16 protein-coding genes are annotated in these 19,229 nt (G+C 69.7%); 6 read left to right on the plus strand and 10 right to left on the minus strand.

Going from position 1 to position 19,229, the window contains the following annotated elements; genetic code table 11:
- Positions 1-514: 514 nt before the first annotated feature.
- Genes guaA through C3481_RS15075 form a run of 5 tightly spaced genes read right to left on the minus strand, consistent with a single transcriptional unit; the run spans position 515 to position 6,371 of the window.
- Positions 515-2,095 carry a glutamine-hydrolyzing GMP synthase gene (gene guaA, locus C3481_RS15055; RefSeq protein ID WP_023954420.1) on the minus strand — a complete coding sequence of 527 codons (1,581 nt, stop codon included), beginning with the start codon at positions 2,093-2,095 and terminating at the stop codon, positions 515-517.
- Positions 2,092-2,613: a DUF3817 domain-containing protein gene (locus C3481_RS15060; protein WP_023954418.1), complete on the minus strand. Its 522-nt coding sequence runs from the start codon at positions 2,611-2,613 to the stop codon at positions 2,092-2,094. The genes guaA and C3481_RS15060 overlap by 4 nt, the downstream gene beginning before the upstream one ends.
- A 10-nt stretch (positions 2,614-2,623) precedes the next feature.
- Positions 2,624-3,505, minus strand: coding sequence for an SURF1 family protein (locus C3481_RS15065; protein WP_103843155.1), 882 nt, complete (start codon positions 3,503-3,505; stop codon positions 2,624-2,626).
- Between the two features lies 1 nt (position 3,506).
- Entirely contained in the window at positions 3,507-4,625 is a 1,119-nt protein-coding gene (locus C3481_RS15070; protein ID WP_023954414.1) for a GuaB3 family IMP dehydrogenase-related protein, read from the minus strand.
- Between the two features lie 57 nt (positions 4,626-4,682).
- Positions 4,683-6,371 (minus strand): ABC-F family ATP-binding cassette domain-containing protein, encoded by a 1,689-nt coding sequence (locus C3481_RS15075; RefSeq protein ID WP_103843157.1) that lies wholly within the window; start codon positions 6,369-6,371, stop codon positions 4,683-4,685.
- Between the two features lie 190 nt (positions 6,372-6,561).
- Between C3481_RS15075 and C3481_RS15080 the strand changes: the two genes are divergently transcribed.
- Positions 6,562-7,674, plus strand: coding sequence for an FAD-dependent oxidoreductase (locus C3481_RS15080; RefSeq protein ID WP_103843206.1), 1,113 nt, complete (start codon positions 6,562-6,564; stop codon positions 7,672-7,674).
- 132 nt (positions 7,675-7,806) lie between these two features.
- On the opposite strand, the gene C3481_RS15085 is transcribed toward C3481_RS15080, so the two are convergent.
- Complete coding sequence (locus C3481_RS15085; protein ID WP_064955356.1) at positions 7,807-8,673, minus strand: endonuclease domain-containing protein; 867 nt, start codon at positions 8,671-8,673, stop codon at positions 7,807-7,809.
- Positions 8,674-8,869: 196 nt separating this feature from the next.
- On the minus strand, positions 8,870-10,375 hold the full coding sequence (gene guaB / locus C3481_RS15090; protein ID WP_023954406.1) for an IMP dehydrogenase: 1,506 nt from the start codon (positions 10,373-10,375) through the stop codon (positions 8,870-8,872).
- Positions 10,376-10,626: 251 nt separating this feature from the next.
- On the opposite strand from guaB, the gene C3481_RS15095 reads away from it, so the two are divergent.
- The 5 genes from C3481_RS15095 (at position 10,627) to C3481_RS15115 (ending at position 15,790) form a co-directional block, all read left to right on the plus strand.
- Positions 10,627-11,901, plus strand: coding sequence for a branched-chain amino acid ABC transporter permease (locus C3481_RS15095; RefSeq protein WP_172407867.1), 1,275 nt, complete (start codon positions 10,627-10,629; stop codon positions 11,899-11,901).
- A 5-nt stretch (positions 11,902-11,906) separates the two neighbouring features.
- Positions 11,907-12,887 (plus strand): branched-chain amino acid ABC transporter permease, encoded by a 981-nt coding sequence (locus C3481_RS15100; protein ID WP_023954402.1) that lies wholly within the window; start codon positions 11,907-11,909, stop codon positions 12,885-12,887.
- The gene (locus C3481_RS15105; protein ID WP_071919137.1) at positions 12,877-13,896 is read left to right on the plus strand and encodes an ABC transporter ATP-binding protein; all 1,020 of its coding nucleotides are present in this window, start codon (positions 12,877-12,879) and stop codon (positions 13,894-13,896) included. Before C3481_RS15100 ends, C3481_RS15105 begins: the two co-directional genes overlap by 11 nt.
- Entirely contained in the window at positions 13,893-14,615 is a 723-nt protein-coding gene (locus C3481_RS15110; RefSeq protein WP_023954398.1) for an ABC transporter ATP-binding protein, read from the plus strand. The genes C3481_RS15105 and C3481_RS15110 overlap by 4 nt, the downstream gene beginning before the upstream one ends.
- A 194-nt stretch (positions 14,616-14,809) precedes the next feature.
- The gene (locus C3481_RS15115) at positions 14,810-15,790 is read left to right on the plus strand and encodes a hypothetical protein (protein ID WP_103843159.1); all 981 of its coding nucleotides are present in this window, start codon (positions 14,810-14,812) and stop codon (positions 15,788-15,790) included.
- A 406-nt stretch (positions 15,791-16,196) separates the two neighbouring features.
- Here the strand turns inward: C3481_RS15115 and C3481_RS15120 are convergent, their stop codons facing one another.
- The 3 genes from C3481_RS15120 to groES form a co-directional block, all read right to left on the minus strand.
- On the minus strand, positions 16,197-17,555 hold the full coding sequence (locus C3481_RS15120; RefSeq protein WP_023954394.1) for an ABC transporter substrate-binding protein: 1,359 nt from the start codon (positions 17,553-17,555) through the stop codon (positions 16,197-16,199).
- A gap of 219 nt (positions 17,556-17,774) precedes the next feature.
- Positions 17,775-18,716 (minus strand): EamA family transporter RarD, encoded by a 942-nt coding sequence (rarD, locus tag C3481_RS15125; RefSeq protein ID WP_103843161.1) that lies wholly within the window; start codon positions 18,714-18,716, stop codon positions 17,775-17,777.
- A 122-nt stretch (positions 18,717-18,838) separates the two neighbouring features.
- The gene (gene groES, locus C3481_RS15130; RefSeq protein WP_023954390.1) at positions 18,839-19,135 is read right to left on the minus strand and encodes a co-chaperone GroES; all 297 of its coding nucleotides are present in this window, start codon (positions 19,133-19,135) and stop codon (positions 18,839-18,841) included.
- Positions 19,136-19,229: the final 94 nt, after the last annotated feature.

Raw genomic sequence — 19,229 nt, forward strand, 5'->3', positions numbered from 1 at the left:
AAAGAGGAGGTCTTTGATCCAAAGGAATCTCACCCCACCGAAGTGGAGTCGAGGTTATTTGGCATTTGACAAGTGCACGCTGTTGAGTTCTCAAGGATCGGACGCTCCCCCAACTGACCTCACAGCCAGCCCAGAGGGCAACTTCACAACCATACCCCACCCGCGACGCGCTTCGATCTGCCTTCGGAACGAGGTTCCGTGACAGTCGAGGACTGCTGTTCGGGGTGGAGGTTCCATCCTAGACGCAAGCGTCTTGTTCTCGCAAGAGGTTTGGGATGGGATTCGTTCTCCGCTTGAGGGGGCGTCAGCCTTCCGGCCCTTCGCTCTTCCCTGTGGGGCGAACGAGTAATAAGTTACGCGGCTCCCGGCATCGTGGCAAAGCGGCGTGACATCCCGGGCGTGTCGCGCAGCTGCCAGAAGCTCGCGATCCGCGTCATGACGCGGAAAACGGCGGATGCCGCGACTCGTTCGGCCGCGGCATCCGCCGTTTCCCTGTGGAGCGTCGCTGGCGCGCTCACTCCCACTCGATCGTCCCCGGGGGCTTCGACGTGACATCGAGCACCACGCGGTTGACCTCGCGGACCTCGTTCGTGATGCGGTTCGAGATCTTCGACAGCACGTCGTAGGGCAGCCGCGTCCAGTCGGCGGTCATCGCGTCCTCGCTCGAGACGGGACGCAGCACGATGGGGTGGCCGTAGGTGCGCCCATCCCCCTGGACGCCCACCGACCGGACGTCGGCGAGCAGCACGACCGGGCACTGCCAGATCTCGGCGTCCAGTCCCGCCTTCGTCAGCTCGGCGCGCGCGATGGCGTCGGCGTCACGCAGGATCTCGAGACGATCAGCGGTGACCTCGCCCACGATGCGGATTCCGAGGCCGGGCCCCGGAAACGGCTGGCGTCCGACGATGGCCTCGGGCAGACCCAGCTCGCGCCCGATCGCGCGGACCTCGTCCTTGAACAGCGTCCGCAGCGGCTCGATGAGCTCGAACTGCAGGTCTTCGGGCAAGCCGCCGACGTTGTGGTGGCTCTTGATGTTCGCCGTGCCGGCGCCACCGCCGGACTCCACGACATCCGGGTACAGCGTGCCCTGCACGAGGAACCGGATCGGCTCGCCATCGGCGGCCGCCTCGGCCATCAGGTCGCGCTCGGCCTGCTCGAACGCACGGATGAACTCGCGGCCGATGATCTTCCGCTTTTGCTCGGGGTCGCTGACGCCGGCGAGAGCCTCGAGGAACCGTTCGCGCGCATCGACCGTGATCAGCCGAACGCCGGTCGAGGCGACGTAGTCGTTCTCGACCTGTTCCCGCTCTCCCTTCCGGAGCAGACCGTGGTCGACGAAGATCGCCGTCAGCTTGTCACCGACCGCCTTGTGCACGAGGGCCGTCGAGACCGCCGAGTCGACACCGCCCGACAGCGCGGAGATCACCCGCCCCGAGCCCACCTGTTCGCGGATGCGCTCGACCTGCTCGGCGATCACGTTGCCGCTGTTCCAATCGGCGGGGAGCCCCGCCGCCTTGTGCAGGAAGTTCTCGAGCACGTTCTGTCCGTGGTCGGAGTGCTTCACCTCGGGGTGCCACTGCACGCCGTAGAACTTGCGCACATCGTTGGCGAAGGCGGCCACGGGGGTGGCGGCGGTACGGGCAAGCACCTCGAAGCCCTCCGGCGCGCGCGACACCTGGTCGCCGTGACTCATCCAGACGTTCTGCTCGGCGGGCTGCCCCTCGAGCAGCGTGCCCTCCGTGACGATGGTCGCGTCGGTGGCTCCGTACTCGCGGAGCCCCGTGTTGGCGACCTCGCCGCCGAGGGCCTGCGCCATCACCTGGAATCCGTAGCAGATGCCGAGGGTCGGCACCCCGAGATCGAACACACCCGGATCGATGGCCGGGGCGCCGGGCTCGTACACCGACGACGGACCGCCGGAGAGGATGATGCCGACCGGCTCCTTCGCGGCGATCTCCTCGGCGGTCGCGGTGTGCGGGACGAGCTCGCTGTACACGCCCGCCTCACGCACACGGCGGGCGATGAGCTGGGCGTACTGCGCGCCGAAGTCGACGACGAGGACAGGACGCTGCGACGTTTCGGTCTGTGTGGTCACCGGGTGCCTTCCGTGGCGGGGATGGATGCGGCTGCCTCAGCGGCTTCGCGCTCGGCGAGGTAGGTCCTCACCTCGCGTGCGACGCGGGCCTCCATGAAGAACGACAGGGCGGGAACGACTCCGCCGAGCGCGAGCAGGATGAAGCGGGGGAACGACCAGCGCATGAGACTCCACACGCGGAAGCACGAGAACAGGTACACGACGTAGAACCAGCCGTGCACGACGAGGATCGCCAGCGAGACGTTGAACCCGTCACCCGTCGAGAGCATCTCGCACGAGTTCGTCTGCGGCAGGAACAGCGACCACCACTCGCAATCGGCGCCGGCGATCACCGGGGCGAACCACAGCAGGCCGCCCGAGCCGCCGGCGAAGAGCTCGGTGTGGATCGGGGTGTACTTCAGGATCATCTCCGCGAGCAGGAGCAGCAGACCGACACCCGTGATCACCGAACAGATCTGGTAGAAGCGCAGAGCGTTCCGGATCGCCGGGAACGTGGCGAGTTTCGGGGCGCGAGGCATGGCGTCCAGTCTAGTCGCGGCCCGGCGGGGCGCTTCCCGCGGCGGCGACGTCAGCGTCCTCGCGCTCGTCCTCGAGGTCTTCGAGTTCCTTCTCCCACGCGTCCTTCGCCAGGCGGTACCACATGTAGAAGGCGAAGCCGGCGAACACCGCCCACTCGACGGCGTAGAAGATGTTGAGCCAGTTGACGTTGGAGCGCTCGTCGGGCGCCGGCGAGTGGATCGTGGTCAGACCCCCGAACGACTCCGCGGACGTGAGATAGCCGCGGTAGACGTCGAGCCCCGCGGTGTCGTGCCAGCGGCTGAGCAGCGCGGCGGGCGACATCCGCGTCATCTCCTGCGGATCGGCGCCACGCCCCGGCAGCGCAGGGCCTTCGTCGGAGATGATGCGCCCCGTGAGGGCGACATCCTGTGGCGGGTCGGCGGCGAGGGCAGCTGCCGCGGCGTCCGCCTCGGCGCGATCGGCCGTCCACCCCACGGCGACGGCGAGCGAGGTCGGGTCGGACGAGCGGGCCGACTCGGGGTCGACGCGGAGCTGGCCGGTCACCCAGTACCCCTCCTCGCCACGATCGAACCGCGACGAGACGACCTCGAAGTCGTCGGGGACGAACGAACCGCGTACCTCGACGCGCTGGCCCACAAGCGGTTCGGGCAGGTACGCGCCGGGTTCGGTCACATCGGCGAGCGGGCGCACCTGCTCGGTCTGCCCCGGCGGCGGCGGCGAGGTGTCGACGGCGCGCGAGAGCTGCCACTGCCCGAGCCACGCGAACACCGCGGCCACGAGCAGCGCGAACGCGAGCATGCCGAGCCACCACGGCCGGAGCATGACCTCGCGCAGCGTCGGCGCGAACGCGGCCGACGGCGGGGTGGGCGGAGCGGGATCGGTCGAGGTCATGTCACCGCACGCTGTACGGCGCCACCACGACCTCCACGCGCTGGAACTCCTTGAGGTCGGAGTAGCCGGTCGTCGCCATCGACTTCTTCAGTGCGCCGATGAGGTTCGCGGTGCCGTCGGCGACCGGGGCCGGGCCGTAGAGCACCTCTTCGAGGGAGCCGACCTGCTCGACCGCCACGCGGCGACCGCGCGGCAGCTGAGCGTGGTGCGCCTCGGGACCCCAGTGGAACCCCTGGCCGGGAGCATCCGTCGCACGAGCCAGGGCGACCCCCAGCATGACCGCGTCGGCACCCATCGCGAGCGCCTTGACGATGTCACCGGAGGTGCCGACGCCGCCGTCGGCGATGACGTGGACGTAGCGTCCGCCCGACTCGTCGAGGTAGTCACGACGTGCTCCGGCGACATCGGCCACAGCCGTCGCCATCGGAGCGTGCAGGCCCAGCGTCGCGCGCGTGGTGGAGGCGGCGCCGCCGCCGAAGCCGACGAGCACGCCCGCCGCACCGGTGCGCATGAGGTGGAGGGCCGCCGTGTAGGTCGCGGCACCGCCGACGATCACGGGGACGTCGAGGTCGTAGATGAACTTCTTGAGGTTCAGCGGTTCATCGACGCTCGAGACGTGCTCGGCCGACACCGTCGTGCCGCGGATGACGAACAGGTCGACGCCCGCGGCGACGACGGTCTCGTACAGCTCCTGCGTGCGCTGCGGAGTCAGCGAGCCGGCGACCGTGACGCCCGCCGCGCGGATCTCGGCCAGGCGGTCGCGCACGAGCTCGGGCTTGATCGGCTCGGCATAGAGCTCCTGCATGCGTCGCGTCGCCGACGCGTCGGGCAGCCCCGCGATCTCGGCGAGCAGCGGCTCGGGGTCGTCGTACCGCGTCCAGAGTCCTTCGAGATCGAGGACGCCCAGTCCGCCGAGCTGACCGAGCATGATCGCCGTCCGGGGGCTCGTGACCGAGTCCATCGGGGCGCCGAGCACCGGGATCGAGAACTGGAAGGCGTCGATCGACCAGGCGGTCGACACGTCCTCGGTGTTGCGGGTGCGCCGCGAGGGCACCACAGCGATGTCGTCGAACGCGTAGGCCCGACGGGCGCGCTTGGCGCGGCCGAGCTCGATCTCCATGGTCACCCCTCCAGCCTACCGGCCGGTCCGGACACGACAGCCGGACCGGCCGTCCGCTCAGCGCGCGCGGGCGACCCGCTGCTCGTCCCAGACCGCCTCGCTCGACTCGTAGACGCGGCCGTCGCCGCCGAAGACGACGAACCGGTCGAACGAGCGCGCGAACCAGCGGTCGTGGGTGACCGCGAGCACCGTGCCCTCGAACGCGGCGAGCGCCCGTTCGAGGGCTTCGGCCGACGTGAGGTCGAGGTTGTCGGTGGGCTCGTCCAGCAGCAGCAGCGTCGCACCCGAGAGCTCGAGCAGAAGCACCTGGAACCGCGCCTGCTGACCGCCCGACAGGCTGTCGAAGGTCTGCTCGGCCTGGCGGACGAGCCCATAGCGGTCGAGCGCCGAGCTCGCGGCATCCCGCGGCATCCCGACTCGGCGGTCGTCTCCGCGGTGCAGGATCTCGAGCAGCGTGCGGCCGGTGAACTCCGGATGCCGGTGGGTCTGGGCGAACCAGCCCGGGACCACCCGCGCACCGAGCGTCACCGTCCCGGCGTGCGCGACCGGCTCGAGCGCCGAGCCGACGGCGGTGACGTGCCCCAGCAGAGCGTCGGGCTCCGTGCCGCCCGCGGCGAGGAGACGCAGGAAGTGCGACTTTCCCGAGCCGTTCGAGCCGAGCACCGCGACCCGGTCGCCGAACCAGACCTCGAGGTCGAAGGGCCGCATGAGCCCCGTGAGTTCGAGCCCGTCGGCGACGACCGCGCGCTTGCCGGTGCGCGAGCCGCGCAGGCGCAGCTCGAGGTTCTGCTCCGGCGGACGCTCTTCGGGCGGCCCGGCCTCCTCGAACCGGCGCAGCCGCGTCTGCGCCGCGCGGTATCGCGACGCGAACTCGTCGCTGGCCGCCGCCTTCGCCTTCATGTCGGCGACGAACCGCTTCAGCTTCGCGTGCTCCTCGTCCCACCGGCGGCGCAGCTCGTCGAGCCGCGCCATGCGCTCGTCGCGGGCGCGGTGATAGGTCTCGAATCCTCCGCCGTGCACCCAGGCGGTGCTGCCCGCTTCCCCGGCCTCGAGCGTCACGATGCGATCGGCGGCGCGGGCGAGCAGCTCCCGGTCGTGCGAGACGAGCAGGACCGTCTTCGCCGTCTCGCGCAGCCGCTCCTCGAGCCAGCGCTTCCCCGTAACGTCGAGATAGTTGTCCGGCTCGTCGAGGAGCAGCACCTCGTCGGGCCCGCGGAGCAGCGCCTCGAGAGCCAGCCGCTTCTGCTCGCCGCCCGAGAGCGTCGTCAGCTCGCGGTAGCGCGCCCGCTCGAACGGCACGCCGAGGGCCGCCGTCGTGCAGGTGTCCCACACCGTCTCGTACTCGTAGCCGCCCGCGTCGGCGTAGTCGGCGATCGCAGCGGCGTAGCGCATCTGGGTGTCGAGCTCGTCCGAGGCGATCACGGCGTTCTCGGCGTCGTCCAGCTCACGCGCCGCACGGCGGACGCGTTCGGGCGCGACCGAGATGAGCAGGTCGTGAACGGTCTCACCGGCACCACCGTGCCCGACGAACTGGTCCATGACCCCGAGGCCGCCGTCGATCTGGACGACACCGCCGTGGGCCGCGGCATCCCCGCGGATGATGCGCAGCAGCGTCGTCTTGCCTGCGCCGTTCTGACCAATCAGCGCGGTCGTCGATCCCGCACCGACGCGGAACGTGACCTCGTCGAGCAGCGGTCTGCCGTCGGGGAGGGTGTACGAGACACCCTGAATGTCGAGCGATCCCATCGTGGACCGGGCCTTTCCGCTCCACTGCGGAGCCGACCAGGCTATCGCACCTCGGCGCGGGTGCCCGCGCAGCTCGGAGACTCGCACGGGGCTCGGATGCTGAGGGCGAATGCCGCCGAAGATGACGCGATTCTCCGAGGACGGTCGCAGCTATGCACAGCGGCGCGGCACGGAGTGGGATGCTGGCCGCATGAGTCGCATCGTGATCGTCGGCGCGGGCGTCATGGGCCTCGCCACCGCGTGGGCCCTCGTCCGTCGCGGCGAACGTCCTCTCGTCCTCGAGCGCTTCGGGCGGGGGCACACCCACGGTGCTTCGCACGGCGCGACGCGGAACTTCAACAACGCCTACGCCGACGGCCACTACCTCGACCTGCTGCAGCGAGCGCGTGAGGGCTGGGATGCGCTCGGCGAGGTCGACGGCGAGCCGCTGCTGCGGCGGCATGGGCTCGTGACCCACGGCGTCGGCGGCGACCTCGGTGGCGGCGCCGACGACGCCGATGGTCTCGAGACGATCGCGCGGAGACTCGGCGCGCGCGGCATCCCCGCCGAGATGCTCTCGGCTGCGGAGGCGGGTGCGCGCTGGCCGGGGATGCGGTTCGAGACCGACGTGCTCTACTCCGCGGATGCCGGGGTGGCGCGCGCGTCGGCCGCGATGCTCGAGCTCGAGCGGCGCGTGCAGGACGGCGGCGGCGAGGTCCGCTGGGGAGCGCCCGTCGCCGGCATCGACGATCTCGGCGAGCGCGGCGCGCGCGTGCGGCTGGCGAGCGGCGGCGAGGTCGAGGCGGACGTCGTCGTCGCGACCGTCGGCGCCTGGACCGAGCGCCTGCTGCCCGGCATCCGTCTGCCGCGACTCACGGTGACCGAGGAGACCCCGGCGCACTTCGCGCCCACCGCGGGCCCGTGGCCGTCGTTCAACCACCGGCTCGATCCCAGCCGCTACCCGGCGCCGGTCTACGGGATGCCGACGCCGGGCGAGGGCGTCAAGGTCGGGTTCCACCGTGTCGGGGACGTCGTCGACCCCGACGCGCGCACCCACCGGGTGACGCACCACGAGACGCTCGTCCACTACGTGCGCGAATGGATGCCGGGGCTCGACCCCGACTCTGCCGTGCACCTGTCGTGCACCTACACCTCGACCGACGACAGCGCCTTCGTGCTCGATCGCGTCGGCTCGGTGGTGGTGGGAGCGGGCTTCTCGGGGCACGGCTTCAAGTTCGCCCCCGGCATCGGCGCGACCCTCGCCGACCTCGCGCTGGATGCGACGGCGCGCGCCGCGGCGCCCTTCCGGCTGCCGCGAGGGTGAGTCGGGCCCTCGGGCTCGCGACCGGGCGCAAGCTTCGGAGGATGTCACGTCGCTCGGATCGAGCGGCACGATCTCTCCGGTCTTGCGACGAATCTCCGACTTCCGTGAACGCGGTGGGGCGCAAGCTCGGGCTCACGACCGCAGGTGAAGCCGTTGGGCGAGGGCGCGCTGGAGGGTGCGCTGGACGGCGGCCCGCTCGTGCACGACCTGCCGGTAGGTGAAGCGCAGCACGGTGTAGCCGCGTAGCCGCAGTTCGGCGTCGTGGGCGACGTCGGCGCTGCGCTGCGCACTCGAGGCGTGGAACGCGAAACCGTCGATCTGCACGACGAGCCGGTCCCCGACGAGGCCGTCGACGAATCGACCCGCGATCTTCGCCTGCTGGACGACCGGGACCCCGCGGTCACGCAGCGGCGCGAATACCAGGGTCTCGAGACCGGAGTCGGACAGCCCCGTGACCGCGCCGGCGAGCTCGCGCGCCGCGACCGACGGCCACGGCACGGCCCGGAGAGTCTCCGGGGCGAGGGCTTCGGTGCGGGCGGCCGATTCCCACACCACGAGCGCGTCCTCCCGCGGCAGGCACTGGGCGATGTGGCCGAGTGCGTCCTCGACACCGGCTTGCAGATCCGTCCGCGCCACCGGGCAGAGCGGCCGGGTCCAGTGCGCCACAGTGTCGGCGTCGTCGGTACCCGGGGATGCGGCGTGCGGCAAGAGGTGCACGTGGTGCTGCGACGGGATGCCGTCGGGCACCCACCACCCGCGCCGTCGCGCGAGCGAGACGCAGCTCAGCCTTCCGCCGGCCGATGCCGCAGCACGGAGGTCTCCCGGTGCGCCGGCAGAGACGCACCAGGCGCGGCGAACCATCCGCAGGCCGCCAGCAGCGACCGCGTCGCGGATCACCCGCACCGGAAACCCGGCGGCGAGGACCGCGCTGCGATGCGCGATGCCTCCGGCTCCCTCCACCCATCGGGTGACATCGGATGCTGTGGGACGGCGGGGCATGCCGTCATCCTCGTGCGGCGCCGCGGCCCCGCGGCATCCCTCCCCCGGTTGTGGGGAGAGCCACCTGGCTTCTCTCCCTGGGGAGGACGACCCATGCCCGTCGTACCTCGGAGAATACGACGAAGGTCGGACGATCTGGGGCGATCGATCCGACCTTCGTCAGAATCTCCGAGCTTCGCGCACAGGCGCGCGCGGGTCAGCGCTTGTAGTTGGGCGCCTCGACCACGATCTGGACGTCGTGGGGGTGCGACTCCTTGAGCCCGGCCGAAGTGATGCGCACGAACTTGCCGCGGGCCTTCAGCTCTTCGACGGTGCGGGCGCCGACGTAGAACATCGACTGACGCAGGCCGCCGATGAGCTGGTATGCCACGGCCGACACGGGGCCGCGGTAGGCGACCTGCCCCTCGATGCCCTCGGGGATGAGCTTGTCGTCGCTCGGGACGTCGGCCTGGAAGTACCGGTCCTTCGAGTACGAGGTCTTCTTGCCCCGGGTCTGCAGCGCGCCCAGCGATCCCATGCCGCGGTACTGCTTGAACTGCTTGCCGCCCTGGAAGACGATCTCGCCCGGCGACTCGTCGGTTCCGGCGAGGAGCGACCCGAGCATGACCGAGTCGGCGCCGGCGACGAGGGCCTTGGCGATGTCGCCCGAGTACTGCAGACCGCCGTCGGCGATGATCGGGATGCCGGCTTCGCGCGCGGCCAGCGACGCCTCGTAGATCGCGGTGACCTGGGGCACACCCACACCGGCGACGACGCGCGTGGTGCAGATCGAGCCCGGGCCGACGCCGACCTTGACGGCATCCACACCCGCGTCGATGAGCGCCTGCGCGCCCTCGCGGGTCGCGACGTTTCCGCCGATGACGTCGATGTGCTCGAAGGATGCATCCGCCTTCAGGCGCTTGACCATGTCGATGACGCCCGCGGACTGACCGTTCGCGGTGTCGACGACGATGACGTCGACACCGGCGTCACGCAGTGCCTCGGCCCGCTGCCACGCGTCTCCGAAGAAGCCGATGGCCGCACCGACGCGGAGGCGCCCCTGGTCGTCCTTGGTGGCGAGGGGGTACTTCTCGCTCTTGTCGAAGTCCTTGATCGTGATGAGACCGGCGAGCTTGCCCTCCTCGTCGAGGAGCGGGAGCTTCTCGACGCGGTGGTGGGCGAAGAGCGCGATGACCTCGTTCGCCCCGATGCCGACGCGACCGGTGACCAGGTTCTCGCTCGTCATGACGTCGCGCACCTTGGTGGTCTGCCGCTCGAAGCCCGAGACGAAGCGCATGTCGCGGTTCGTGACGATGCCGAGCAGGTGTCCCTCGTCGTCGACGACGGGCAGGCCCGAGATGCGGTACTGCCCGCAGAGCGCGTCGACCTCTTCGATGGTGGCGTCGGGGGTCGTCGTGATCGGGTCGGTGATCATGCCCGACTCGCTCCGCTTGACCCGGTCGACCATCGCCGCCTGCTCCTCGATCGAGAGGTTGCGGTGGATGATGCCCAGGCCGCCCTCGCGCGCGATCGCGATCGCGAGGCGCGCCTCGGTGACGGTGTCCATCGCGGCCGACAGCAGCGGAGTGGCCACGGTGATGCGGCGCGTTACGCGCGACGATGTATCGGCCTCGGACGGGATGACGTCGGTGTGCCCCGGCAGGAGCAGGACGTCGTCGTAGGTGAGGCCGACGAATCCGAACGGGTCGTTGTAGTCGCTCATGCGCACTCCTTGAAAGTCTCAACGATTCTAAGCGCCCGGCGCCCCACGGCATTCCCGCTCCCGAGATCCACGAAACGACACACCGCATTCGTTGTTGCGCACCGGAAACACGCAAGCAACAATCAGCGCATACGTTCAGGTGTCGCCGAAGCCACCAGCAGAACCGGTACCTCTCGGCGTTCGTCCACTTATCTCAGGAGGTGCCAGTGGCGATCACTTCGATGACGCGCGCTGCTCGTCGCCCGAGGCGCATGTTCTCGACGTTGATCGCCGGCCTCCTGGCCGCCGTGGCGTTCCTGGGCATCGCCTCCCCCGCCCTGGCCGCAGGAGACGACGCCGAGTCGTTGCCCTTCACGATCGCGGGCAACGTCCGCACCGGTGGTGAACCCGTCGAGGGGGCCACCATCGTCGTGACCGGCGGCGACTTCGAAGCCGAAGGCGAGACGAACGACAGAGGCAGCTTCTCGATCGGCGTCCCGACGAAGGATGTCGCCTACACCGTCGAACTCGTCGAGGACAGCCTCCCCTCGGGGGTCACCGTCCCGGAGGGCTTCGAGTCGACGCTCGAGGTCGAGTTCGGAGCGACGAGCACGATCACGCGCAACTTCACCCTCGAGGCGGCCGAACGGCAGACGACGAGTTTCGTCGATCAGCTGCTCTCCCGCGCCGTCAACGGCCTGAACTTCGGCCTCATGCTCGCCCTCGCCGCGATCGGCCTCTCGCTCGTGTTCGGCACGACGGGCCTGTCCAACTTCGCGCACGGCGAGATGGTCACCTTCGGAGCGCTCGCAGCGCTGCTGTTCTCGGCCGGGTTCAGCCTGCCGATCTGGATCGCGATCCCGTTGGCGGTCGCCGTCTCGGCGCTGTTCGGCCTGACGATGGATGCCGGCCTCTGGCGACCGCTGCGACGCCGCGGCCTCGGCACCGTGCAGCTCATGATCGTCTCAATCGGTCTCTCGCTCGCGCTGCGCTACATCTTCCAGATGTTCGTCGGCGGCGGCACGGCCCAGCTCCCCGGCGGCTCGACCTCGGTCATCCCCGGGCTCGGCCCCATCCGCCTCACCCTCACCGACGTGATCAGCATGGGCGTCTCGCTCGTGGTCATCGCCGGCTTCGCCTGGTGGCTCATGCGCACGAGGATCGGCCGCGCGACGCGGGCCGTCTCGGACAACCCGTCGCTCGCCGCCGCCAGCGGCATCGACGTCGATGCGGTGGTCCGGGTCGTGTGGGTCGTCGCCGCGGCGCTCGCCGGCCTGTCCGGTGTGCTGTGGGCCTACTTCCGGCCGGGCATCAAGTGGGACATGGGCACCAGCATCCTGCTGCTCATCTTCGCCGCCGTCACGCTCGGCGGTCTCGGGACCGCGTTCGGCGCGCTCGTGGGCGCCATCATCGTGGGGCTCCTCGTCGAGGTGTCGACGCTGTGGATCCCCTCCGACCTCAAGTACGTCGGCGCGCTGGTCGTGCTGATCGTCATCCTGCTGTTCCGCCCGCAGGGTCTCCTCGGGCGCCGAGAGCGAATCGGATAGGCATCGTGAACTTCCTTCAGATCCTCAGCAACACCGCGGCGCAGATCCTCGCCCCGGCGACCCTCGGGTACATCCTCGCCGCCATCGGCCTGTCGGTTCACTTCGGCTTCGCCGGCCTGCTCAACATGGGCGTCGCGGGCTTCATGGCGATCGGCGCCTACGGGTTCGCGATCTCGATCCTCACCTTCGGTCTCGCCTGGCCGGTGGCCGCACTCATCGGCCTCATCGCCGCCGTGGTCTTCGCGCTCGTCATGGGCATCCCCACCCTCCGGCTGCGCGGCGACTACCTCGCGATCGTGACGATCGCGGCCGCCGAGGTGCTGCGCCTGCTCTTCCTGACGTCGGCGTTCCGCAACCAGACGGGATCGGCCGACGGCCTCTCGGGCTTCCAGGCCGGGTTCCGGGCGAGCAACCCGCTTCCTCCCGGACGGTGGGGCTTCGGGCCGTGGACGTACCAGTCCGACCAGTGGTGGGTCATCATCGTCGGCCTGATCACGATCGCGATCGTCGTCACCCTGGTCTGGCTGCTCATGAGCAGCCCCTGGGGCCGCGTCATCCGCGGCATCCGCGAGGACGAGGACGCCGTGCGGTCGCTCGGAAAGAACGTCTTCGCGTTCAAGATGCAGGCGCTCATCGTCGGCGGTGTCATCATCGCGGCCGGCGGCATCGTCACCGCCATGGGCACCAACGTCAACCCGAACGTCTACGTCACCTCGCAGACGTTCTACGTCTGGACCGCCCTGCTGCTCGGTGGCGCGGCCACCATCTTCGGCCCGGTGCTGGGCGCCGTGCTGTTCTGGGTGGTGCGCGCGTTCCTGTCGAACCTGCTGCCGGCCCTCGTCAACATCGGCTGGCTGCCGTTCCTGACCACCGAGCAGAGCCAGATGCTCGTGTTCGTGCTGGTCGGCGTCGCGCTCATGCTGCTGGTGATCTTCCGCCCGCAGGGCATCCTCGGAAGCAAGAAGGAGCTGACCTTTGTCCGCTGATGTCGTACCCCCGACGCCGCGCCCCAAGACGACCGGCCTGCACAAAGACGACGGCAGCGGCGAAGTCCGCCCCGGCGTCGCGAAGAACGACCCGATCATCGTCGCCGACGGCGTCAAGCGCGTCTTCGGCGGCCTGACCGCCGTCGACGTCGAGCACCTCGAGATCCCGCGCGGCGCGATCACCGCCCTCATCGGCCCGAACGGCGCCGGCAAGACGACGCTGTTCAATCTGCTGACCGGCTTCGACAAGCCGAACGCGGGATCGTGGTCGTTCGACGGGACCAACCTCGCCGGCATCCCCGCCTTCAAGGCGGCGCGCATGGGCCAGGTGCGCACGTTCCAGCTGACGAAGTCGCTCGGTCTGCTCACGGTGCTCGAGAACATGAAGCTCGGAGCTCCGAAGCAGAAGGGCGAGGGCATCTTCGCCGGCATCCTGCCCTTCCTGTGGCGGGGTCAGGAAGCCGAGATCGAGGAGAAGGCGCGCGGTCTGCTCGCCCGCTTCAAGCTCGACGCCAAGGAGAAGGACTTCGCCGCGTCGCTCTCGGGCGGTCAGCGAAAGCTCCTCGAGATGGCGCGGGCGCTCATGAGCGATCCCGTGCTCGTCATGCTGGATGAGCCGATGGCCGGCGTGAACCCCGCCCTGACGCAGTCGCTGCTCGACCACATCCTCGATCTGAAGGACCTCGGCATGACCGTCGTCTTCGTCGAGCACGACATGCACATGGTGCGTCACATCGCCGACTGGGTCGTCGTGATGGCCGAAGGCCGCGTCGTCGCCGAGGGCCCGCCCGACACCGTGATGCAGAATCCCGCCGTGATCGACGCCTACCTCGGTGCACATCAGGACGTCGACCTCGGCGTCGTGACGGGCCGCCACGCCGGTGAGCTGCCGCCCGAGGCGGAGGAGCTCGTCGAGACGGTGCACGAGCTCGACCAGGCGATCGACGAGGCGCCGACGACGGATGCCGCGGGCGCTGCGCGCGCTGACGAGGATGGGGACCGCAAGTGACCGAGAACGTCGTCGAACTGACCGACGTGCACGCGGGCTATCTGCCCGGCGTGAACATCCTCAATGGCGCGAACCTCACCGCGGCTCCCGGCGAGCTCGTCGGGATCATCGGCCCCAACGGCGCCGGCAAGTCGACGATGCTCAAGGCCATCTTCGGGCAGGTGAAGGTGCGCTCCGGTTCCGTGAAGCTGAACGGCGAGGAGATCACGGGGCTGCGTGCCAACAAGCTCGTGTCGAAGGGCGTCGGCTTCGTGCCGCAGACGAACAACGTGTTCCCGAGCCTGACGATCGCGGAGAACCTGCAGATGGGGGCGTATCAGCGACCGAAGGTCGTCGCGGAGCGCACCGACTTCGTGACATCCATCTTCCCCGACCTCGCCAAGCGGCTGCAGCAGCGGGCCGGATCGCTGTCGGGCGGCGAGCGCCAGATGGTGGCGATGGGGCGCGCGCTGATGATGGACCCCTACGTGCTGCTTCTCGACGAGCCCTCGGCGGGCCTGTCGCCGTCCCGCCAGGACGAGGCGTTCCTGCGGGTGTCGGAGATCAACAAGGCGGGCGTGACGACCATCATGGTCGAGCAGAACGCCCGCCGCTGCCTGCAGATCTGCGACCGCGGGTACGTCCTCGACCAGGGCCGCGACGCCTACACGGGCACCGGCCGCGAGTTGCTCAACGACCCCAAGGTCATCGGTCTCTACCTCGGCACCCTGGGCACCTGAGCCCGGGCTTCGCCTGGCTCGGCTGGTTCACCTGGCTCGCCTGGCAGTTCTCGCCTCTTCGCTCGCGCGGAGGGGGCGTGAGCTGCCAGGCGAACTGCATTAGGGGCTCCTCCCCCGCGGAGCGGGCGCGCGGGGGATCCACATGCCGGGGGCGCTGAGCCCAGCGGGGCGGAGTCCACGAGAAGGATCGGGGGATGCCGCGACGACCCGACCCTCTCCCCGAAGCCCTCGGCGGAGCGTTCTCGTGTGCCGACGCGGCGGCCGCGGGCGTCTCACGCAAGCGGTTGCGTGCAGCCGACCTCGACACACCCTTCCGCGGCGTGCGCCGGAGGCGCGGAGCAGAGGATGCTGCGGCGGCAGGACCGCTCGCGGAGGATCAGGCCATCCGGCACCGCGTTCTCGAGGATGCGCGGGCCTACGCCTCGATCATGGGCGGTCGGGCGTTCTTCTGCGGCCGGACCGCGGCGGTGCTGTGGGGAACGGGCGCCCACTCCCCCGGCGAGCTCGAGGTCGGGGTGCTTGCGCCGGATCGAGCGCCGCGGCGGCGCGGCATCCGCGGGCGTCAGCTCGCTCCGACGCACGTCGAGGTCACGACTCTCGATGGCCTGCGCGTGTCGTCGCCCGCGTCGACGTGGGCGATGCTCGGGCGGAATGCCGGCGTGCGCGAGCTCGTGCGCATCGGCGACGCGTTCGTGCGGGTGCCGCGCGGTGAGCGGGGGCGGCGCCGGTCCGAGGCGCGGCTGTGCACGCTCGATGACCTCGCCGCTGCGGTCGCCGCCGGAAGGCGCGTCGGCTCCGCGAAGCTCGTCGAAGCGCTGGGGCTCATCCGCGAGGGCGCGATGTCGCCGCTCGAGACCGACTTCCGGCTCGGCCTCGTGGCGGCCGGGCTGCCGGAACCCCTGCTCGACCAGGAGATCCGCGACGGCTCGGGGCGGCTGGCGGGAATCGCGGATGCCGTCTGGCCCGAGTACCGCATCATCGCCGAGGTCGAGGGCGACCATCACCGCACGTCGCGGAGTCAATGGACGCGCGACATCGAGAAGCACACCGCCTACGTCGCCCTCGGTTTCGAGGTCGTGCGGCTCACCTCGGCGCACATCAGGCCCACCGGCTGGGAAGCCGTGACCCTCGTACGGGGAGCGCTCCGGCGTCGCGGCTGGTCTCCGCCGCGCTGACTTCCCCCGGCATGGCAGCTCGCGCCCCCTCAACCCCCCGGGATGGGGCACCGCCCGCCACACCAAGCCCGCTTCGCCCGCCCTGGGGTTCGTCCCCTCATGCTCGGGACTCAGACCCCCACAGCCCAGTAGGCAGCTCACGCCTACTCCTCAGCTAAGAAGGGGCATCAGCTGTCAACTCGAACCTGAGCTCAGGGCTCAGCTGGCAGCTCATGCCCACTCGGAGCATAAGAAGGGGCATCGACTGCCAACTCAAACCTGAACCCGCAGCTCAGCTGGTAGCTCGCGCCCACTCGAGGCATTGGAAGGGGCGGGAACTGCCAACCCGAGCGGGGGCGCGACCCCGCCTCCGAGCGAATACGACGAAGGGCCCCGGCCGGGAGACCGGGGCCCTCGTGCGTGGGAATCAGCCGACGCGGACGAACTCGTAGTTGTTGTCGTCGCCGTACTCGAAGACACCGATGGAGGCCTCCGTCGGGTCGCCCACCTCGTTGAAGGTGATCGGGCCCGAGACGCCGTCGTAGTCCGCGGCCTGACCGGCGATGATCAGGTCGGCGCATTCGGCGAAGCTCGTGCACTTCGTGCCGTCACCGGAGCCGCCCGAGACCGCCTGCAGGTTCGCCGCGACGTCGGGGCCGGCCGTCGATCCGGCCTGCAGCGCGGCGAGGGCGAGCAGCACGACCGCGTCGTACGACTCCGGCCCGTAGGTGAAGTCCTGCAGCTCGGCGTTGCCGGCACCGGTCCAGAACGCCTGCAGGTTGTCGCGGAAGGTTGCGATCGACGCGGGGTCGACGGCGGGGTAGGTGCCCTTCGCGCCGGCCATCGTGCCGGCCTCGAAGTCATCGCCGAAGTTCGCCAGGTTGCCGTCGACGAGGTAGAGCTGCTCGGGCGACACGTCGGCGCCGATGAGCTCGGGGATGATCGTCTTGACCTCTTCGAACGTGATGAGGGCGATCGCGTCGGGGCCGGCCGCGAGCACGTCCTCAACCTGGGCCGAGAAGTTCGTGTCACCGGTGTTGTAGAGCGAGGTCGCGACGACCTCGCCGCCGGCGGCCTCGAAGGCGGCCTTGGTGAAGCACGCGAGGCCGGTTCCGTAGGCGTCGTTGAGCACGATCATGCCGAGCGTCTCGTTGCCGTCGGCGCCGATCAGGTTGCCGAGCACCTCTCCCTGCAGCACGTCGGAGGGAGCGGTGCGCCAGTACAGGCCGTTGTCCTTGTACCCGGTGAACGCGGCAGAGGTGTTGGCGGGCGAGAACTGGATGGCGTTGGCCGCGATCACCTGGTCGATGAACTGCAGCGACGTGCCCGAGGATGCCGCTCCGATGATCGCCGTGGCACCTTCGCCCAGCAGTCGGGGGATCTCCGTCTCGTACGCCTTGTTGTCGGTGTCACCCGAGTCGCCCTGCTTGAGGTCGATCGTGATGCCCTTGCCCGCGGCGTTGATCTCGGAGGCGGCGAACTCGGTCGCCGAGATCTCCGGCGGGCCGAGGAACGCGAGGTTGCCGGTCACGGGCAGCGCCGTGCCGATCGTGTAGGTGAGGTCGGTGCCGGGACCCGTCGAGGTCGAGGTGTACTCCGGCGTGTACGACGCGGGCTCGGCCGCTTCGCAGTCGATGGGGAAATCGGCCGAGGTGTTCCCGCCGGCGTCGCCCGACGCAGCGGGTTCGCTGTCTCCGGCACAGCCTGCGAGGACGAGGGCACTCGCGCCGATCACGGCGATACCGCCGAGGACCTTCGCGGTGCGGGAACGGGTGAGAACGCCCATTGTGCTCCTTGATGAGTGGGAACGCGGCACCGAAGCCCCGCGAGGTTGGGTCAAACCTAGTGGCGCGTCCGCGTCGGCGATGTTGCGATGTGTTAACGGTCTGTTACGCGACCCAATCGTTATCTGCGGCCTCGCGTGCGGCCTGTCATTCCGCGGTTGGGACCGTTGTCACGACCGTCATCGCGCCGAGCCGACGAGCCGGAATGCGAAGCGGGAGCCTCAGACGACGGGAGCGACGTCGGATGCCTCGTCTATGCGCTTCGGGCGACGTGCGGCCCGGAGAGAGTCGACGCTCAGCACGACGAGGGCGAGCCAGACGAGCCCGAAGCCGATCCATCGCTCGAGCGGCATCGGCTCGCCGAGGATCCAGGCTCCCGTGATGAACTGCAGGATCGGCGCGACGAACTGGAGCAGGCCGATCACCGTGAGGCTGCTGCGCCGGGCGCCGGCGGCGAAGAAGAGCAGGGGCACGGCGGTGACGACACCCGCGAGGGTGACCAGCGCGGTGTGTCCGGGGCTCACCGAGCCGAACACCAGCCCGCCGGTGAGCGCGACGATGATCGCCTGAACGATCGCGACCGGCGCCAGCCAGAGCGACTCGAGCGTCAGGCCGCTGACGGCGTCGACCGACGGCCCGATCTGCTTCTTCACGAGGCCGTAGGTTCCGAAACTCGCGGCGAGCGTCAGCGCGATCCACGGGAAGGCTCCGTAGCCGACGACGATCACGCCGACGGCGACGGCGGCGATGCCGATGGCGACCCACTGCGCCACCCGCAGCCGCTCCTTCAGGACGAGGACGCCGAGGAGCACCGTGACGATCGGGTTGATGAAGTACCCGAGACTCCCCTCGATCACGTGCCCCGTGAGGGTGCTGACGAGGAAGACCTGCCAGTTCACGTAGATGAGCAGGCCGGCCACGATGGTCCACAGCACGAGGCGCGGCGTGCGCAGGATCGCGATCAGCTTGCCCCAGGCGCGGAGCACCGTGAGAAGGATCGCGCAGAAGACGAGCGAGAACAGGATGCGCCACGACACGACCTCGAACGGGCCCATCGGGGCGAGCGTGAGGAAGTACAGGGGCATGAAGCCCCACAGCACGTACGCCGAGAACGCGTAGATCCCGCCGAGAGAGCGTTCACGGGCGGGATCGAGGGGTGTCACGAGCCAAGCATAGGACGGTCATGACATGCTGCGCCGGTCGCGGACTGCCATCCGCCGCCGCGCGCCTGCCATGACGAAGGCCCGGATGCGGTGCACCCGGGCCTTCGTGGAAGAGCTCTGCGTCAGCGGACGACGACGGCGAGGACGTCGCGCGCCGAGAGCACGAGGAACTCGTCAGCGCCGAACTTGACCTCGGTTCCGCCGTACTTGCTGTAGATCACGCGGTCGCCGACGGCGACGTCGAGCGGAACACGGTTGCCGTTGTCATCGATGCGGCCGGGGCCCACCGCCACGACCTCGCCCTCCTGGGGCTTCTCCTTGGCGGTGTCGGGGATGACCAGACCACTCGCAGTGGTCTGCTCGGCCTCGACCTGCTTGATGACGATGCGGTCCTCGAGCGGCTTGATGGAAACCGACACGGTCTACCTCTTTCTTCGACAAGACTTGTTGGCAATCTCACCCTGAGAGTGCCAACTCCGAGTCTAGGGGGACGTTGGCACTCACGCAACGCGA

This window comes from Microbacterium sp. Ru50 (assembly GCF_002920555.1).
GTDB lineage: Bacteria > Actinomycetota > Actinomycetes > Actinomycetales > Microbacteriaceae > Microbacterium > Microbacterium arborescens.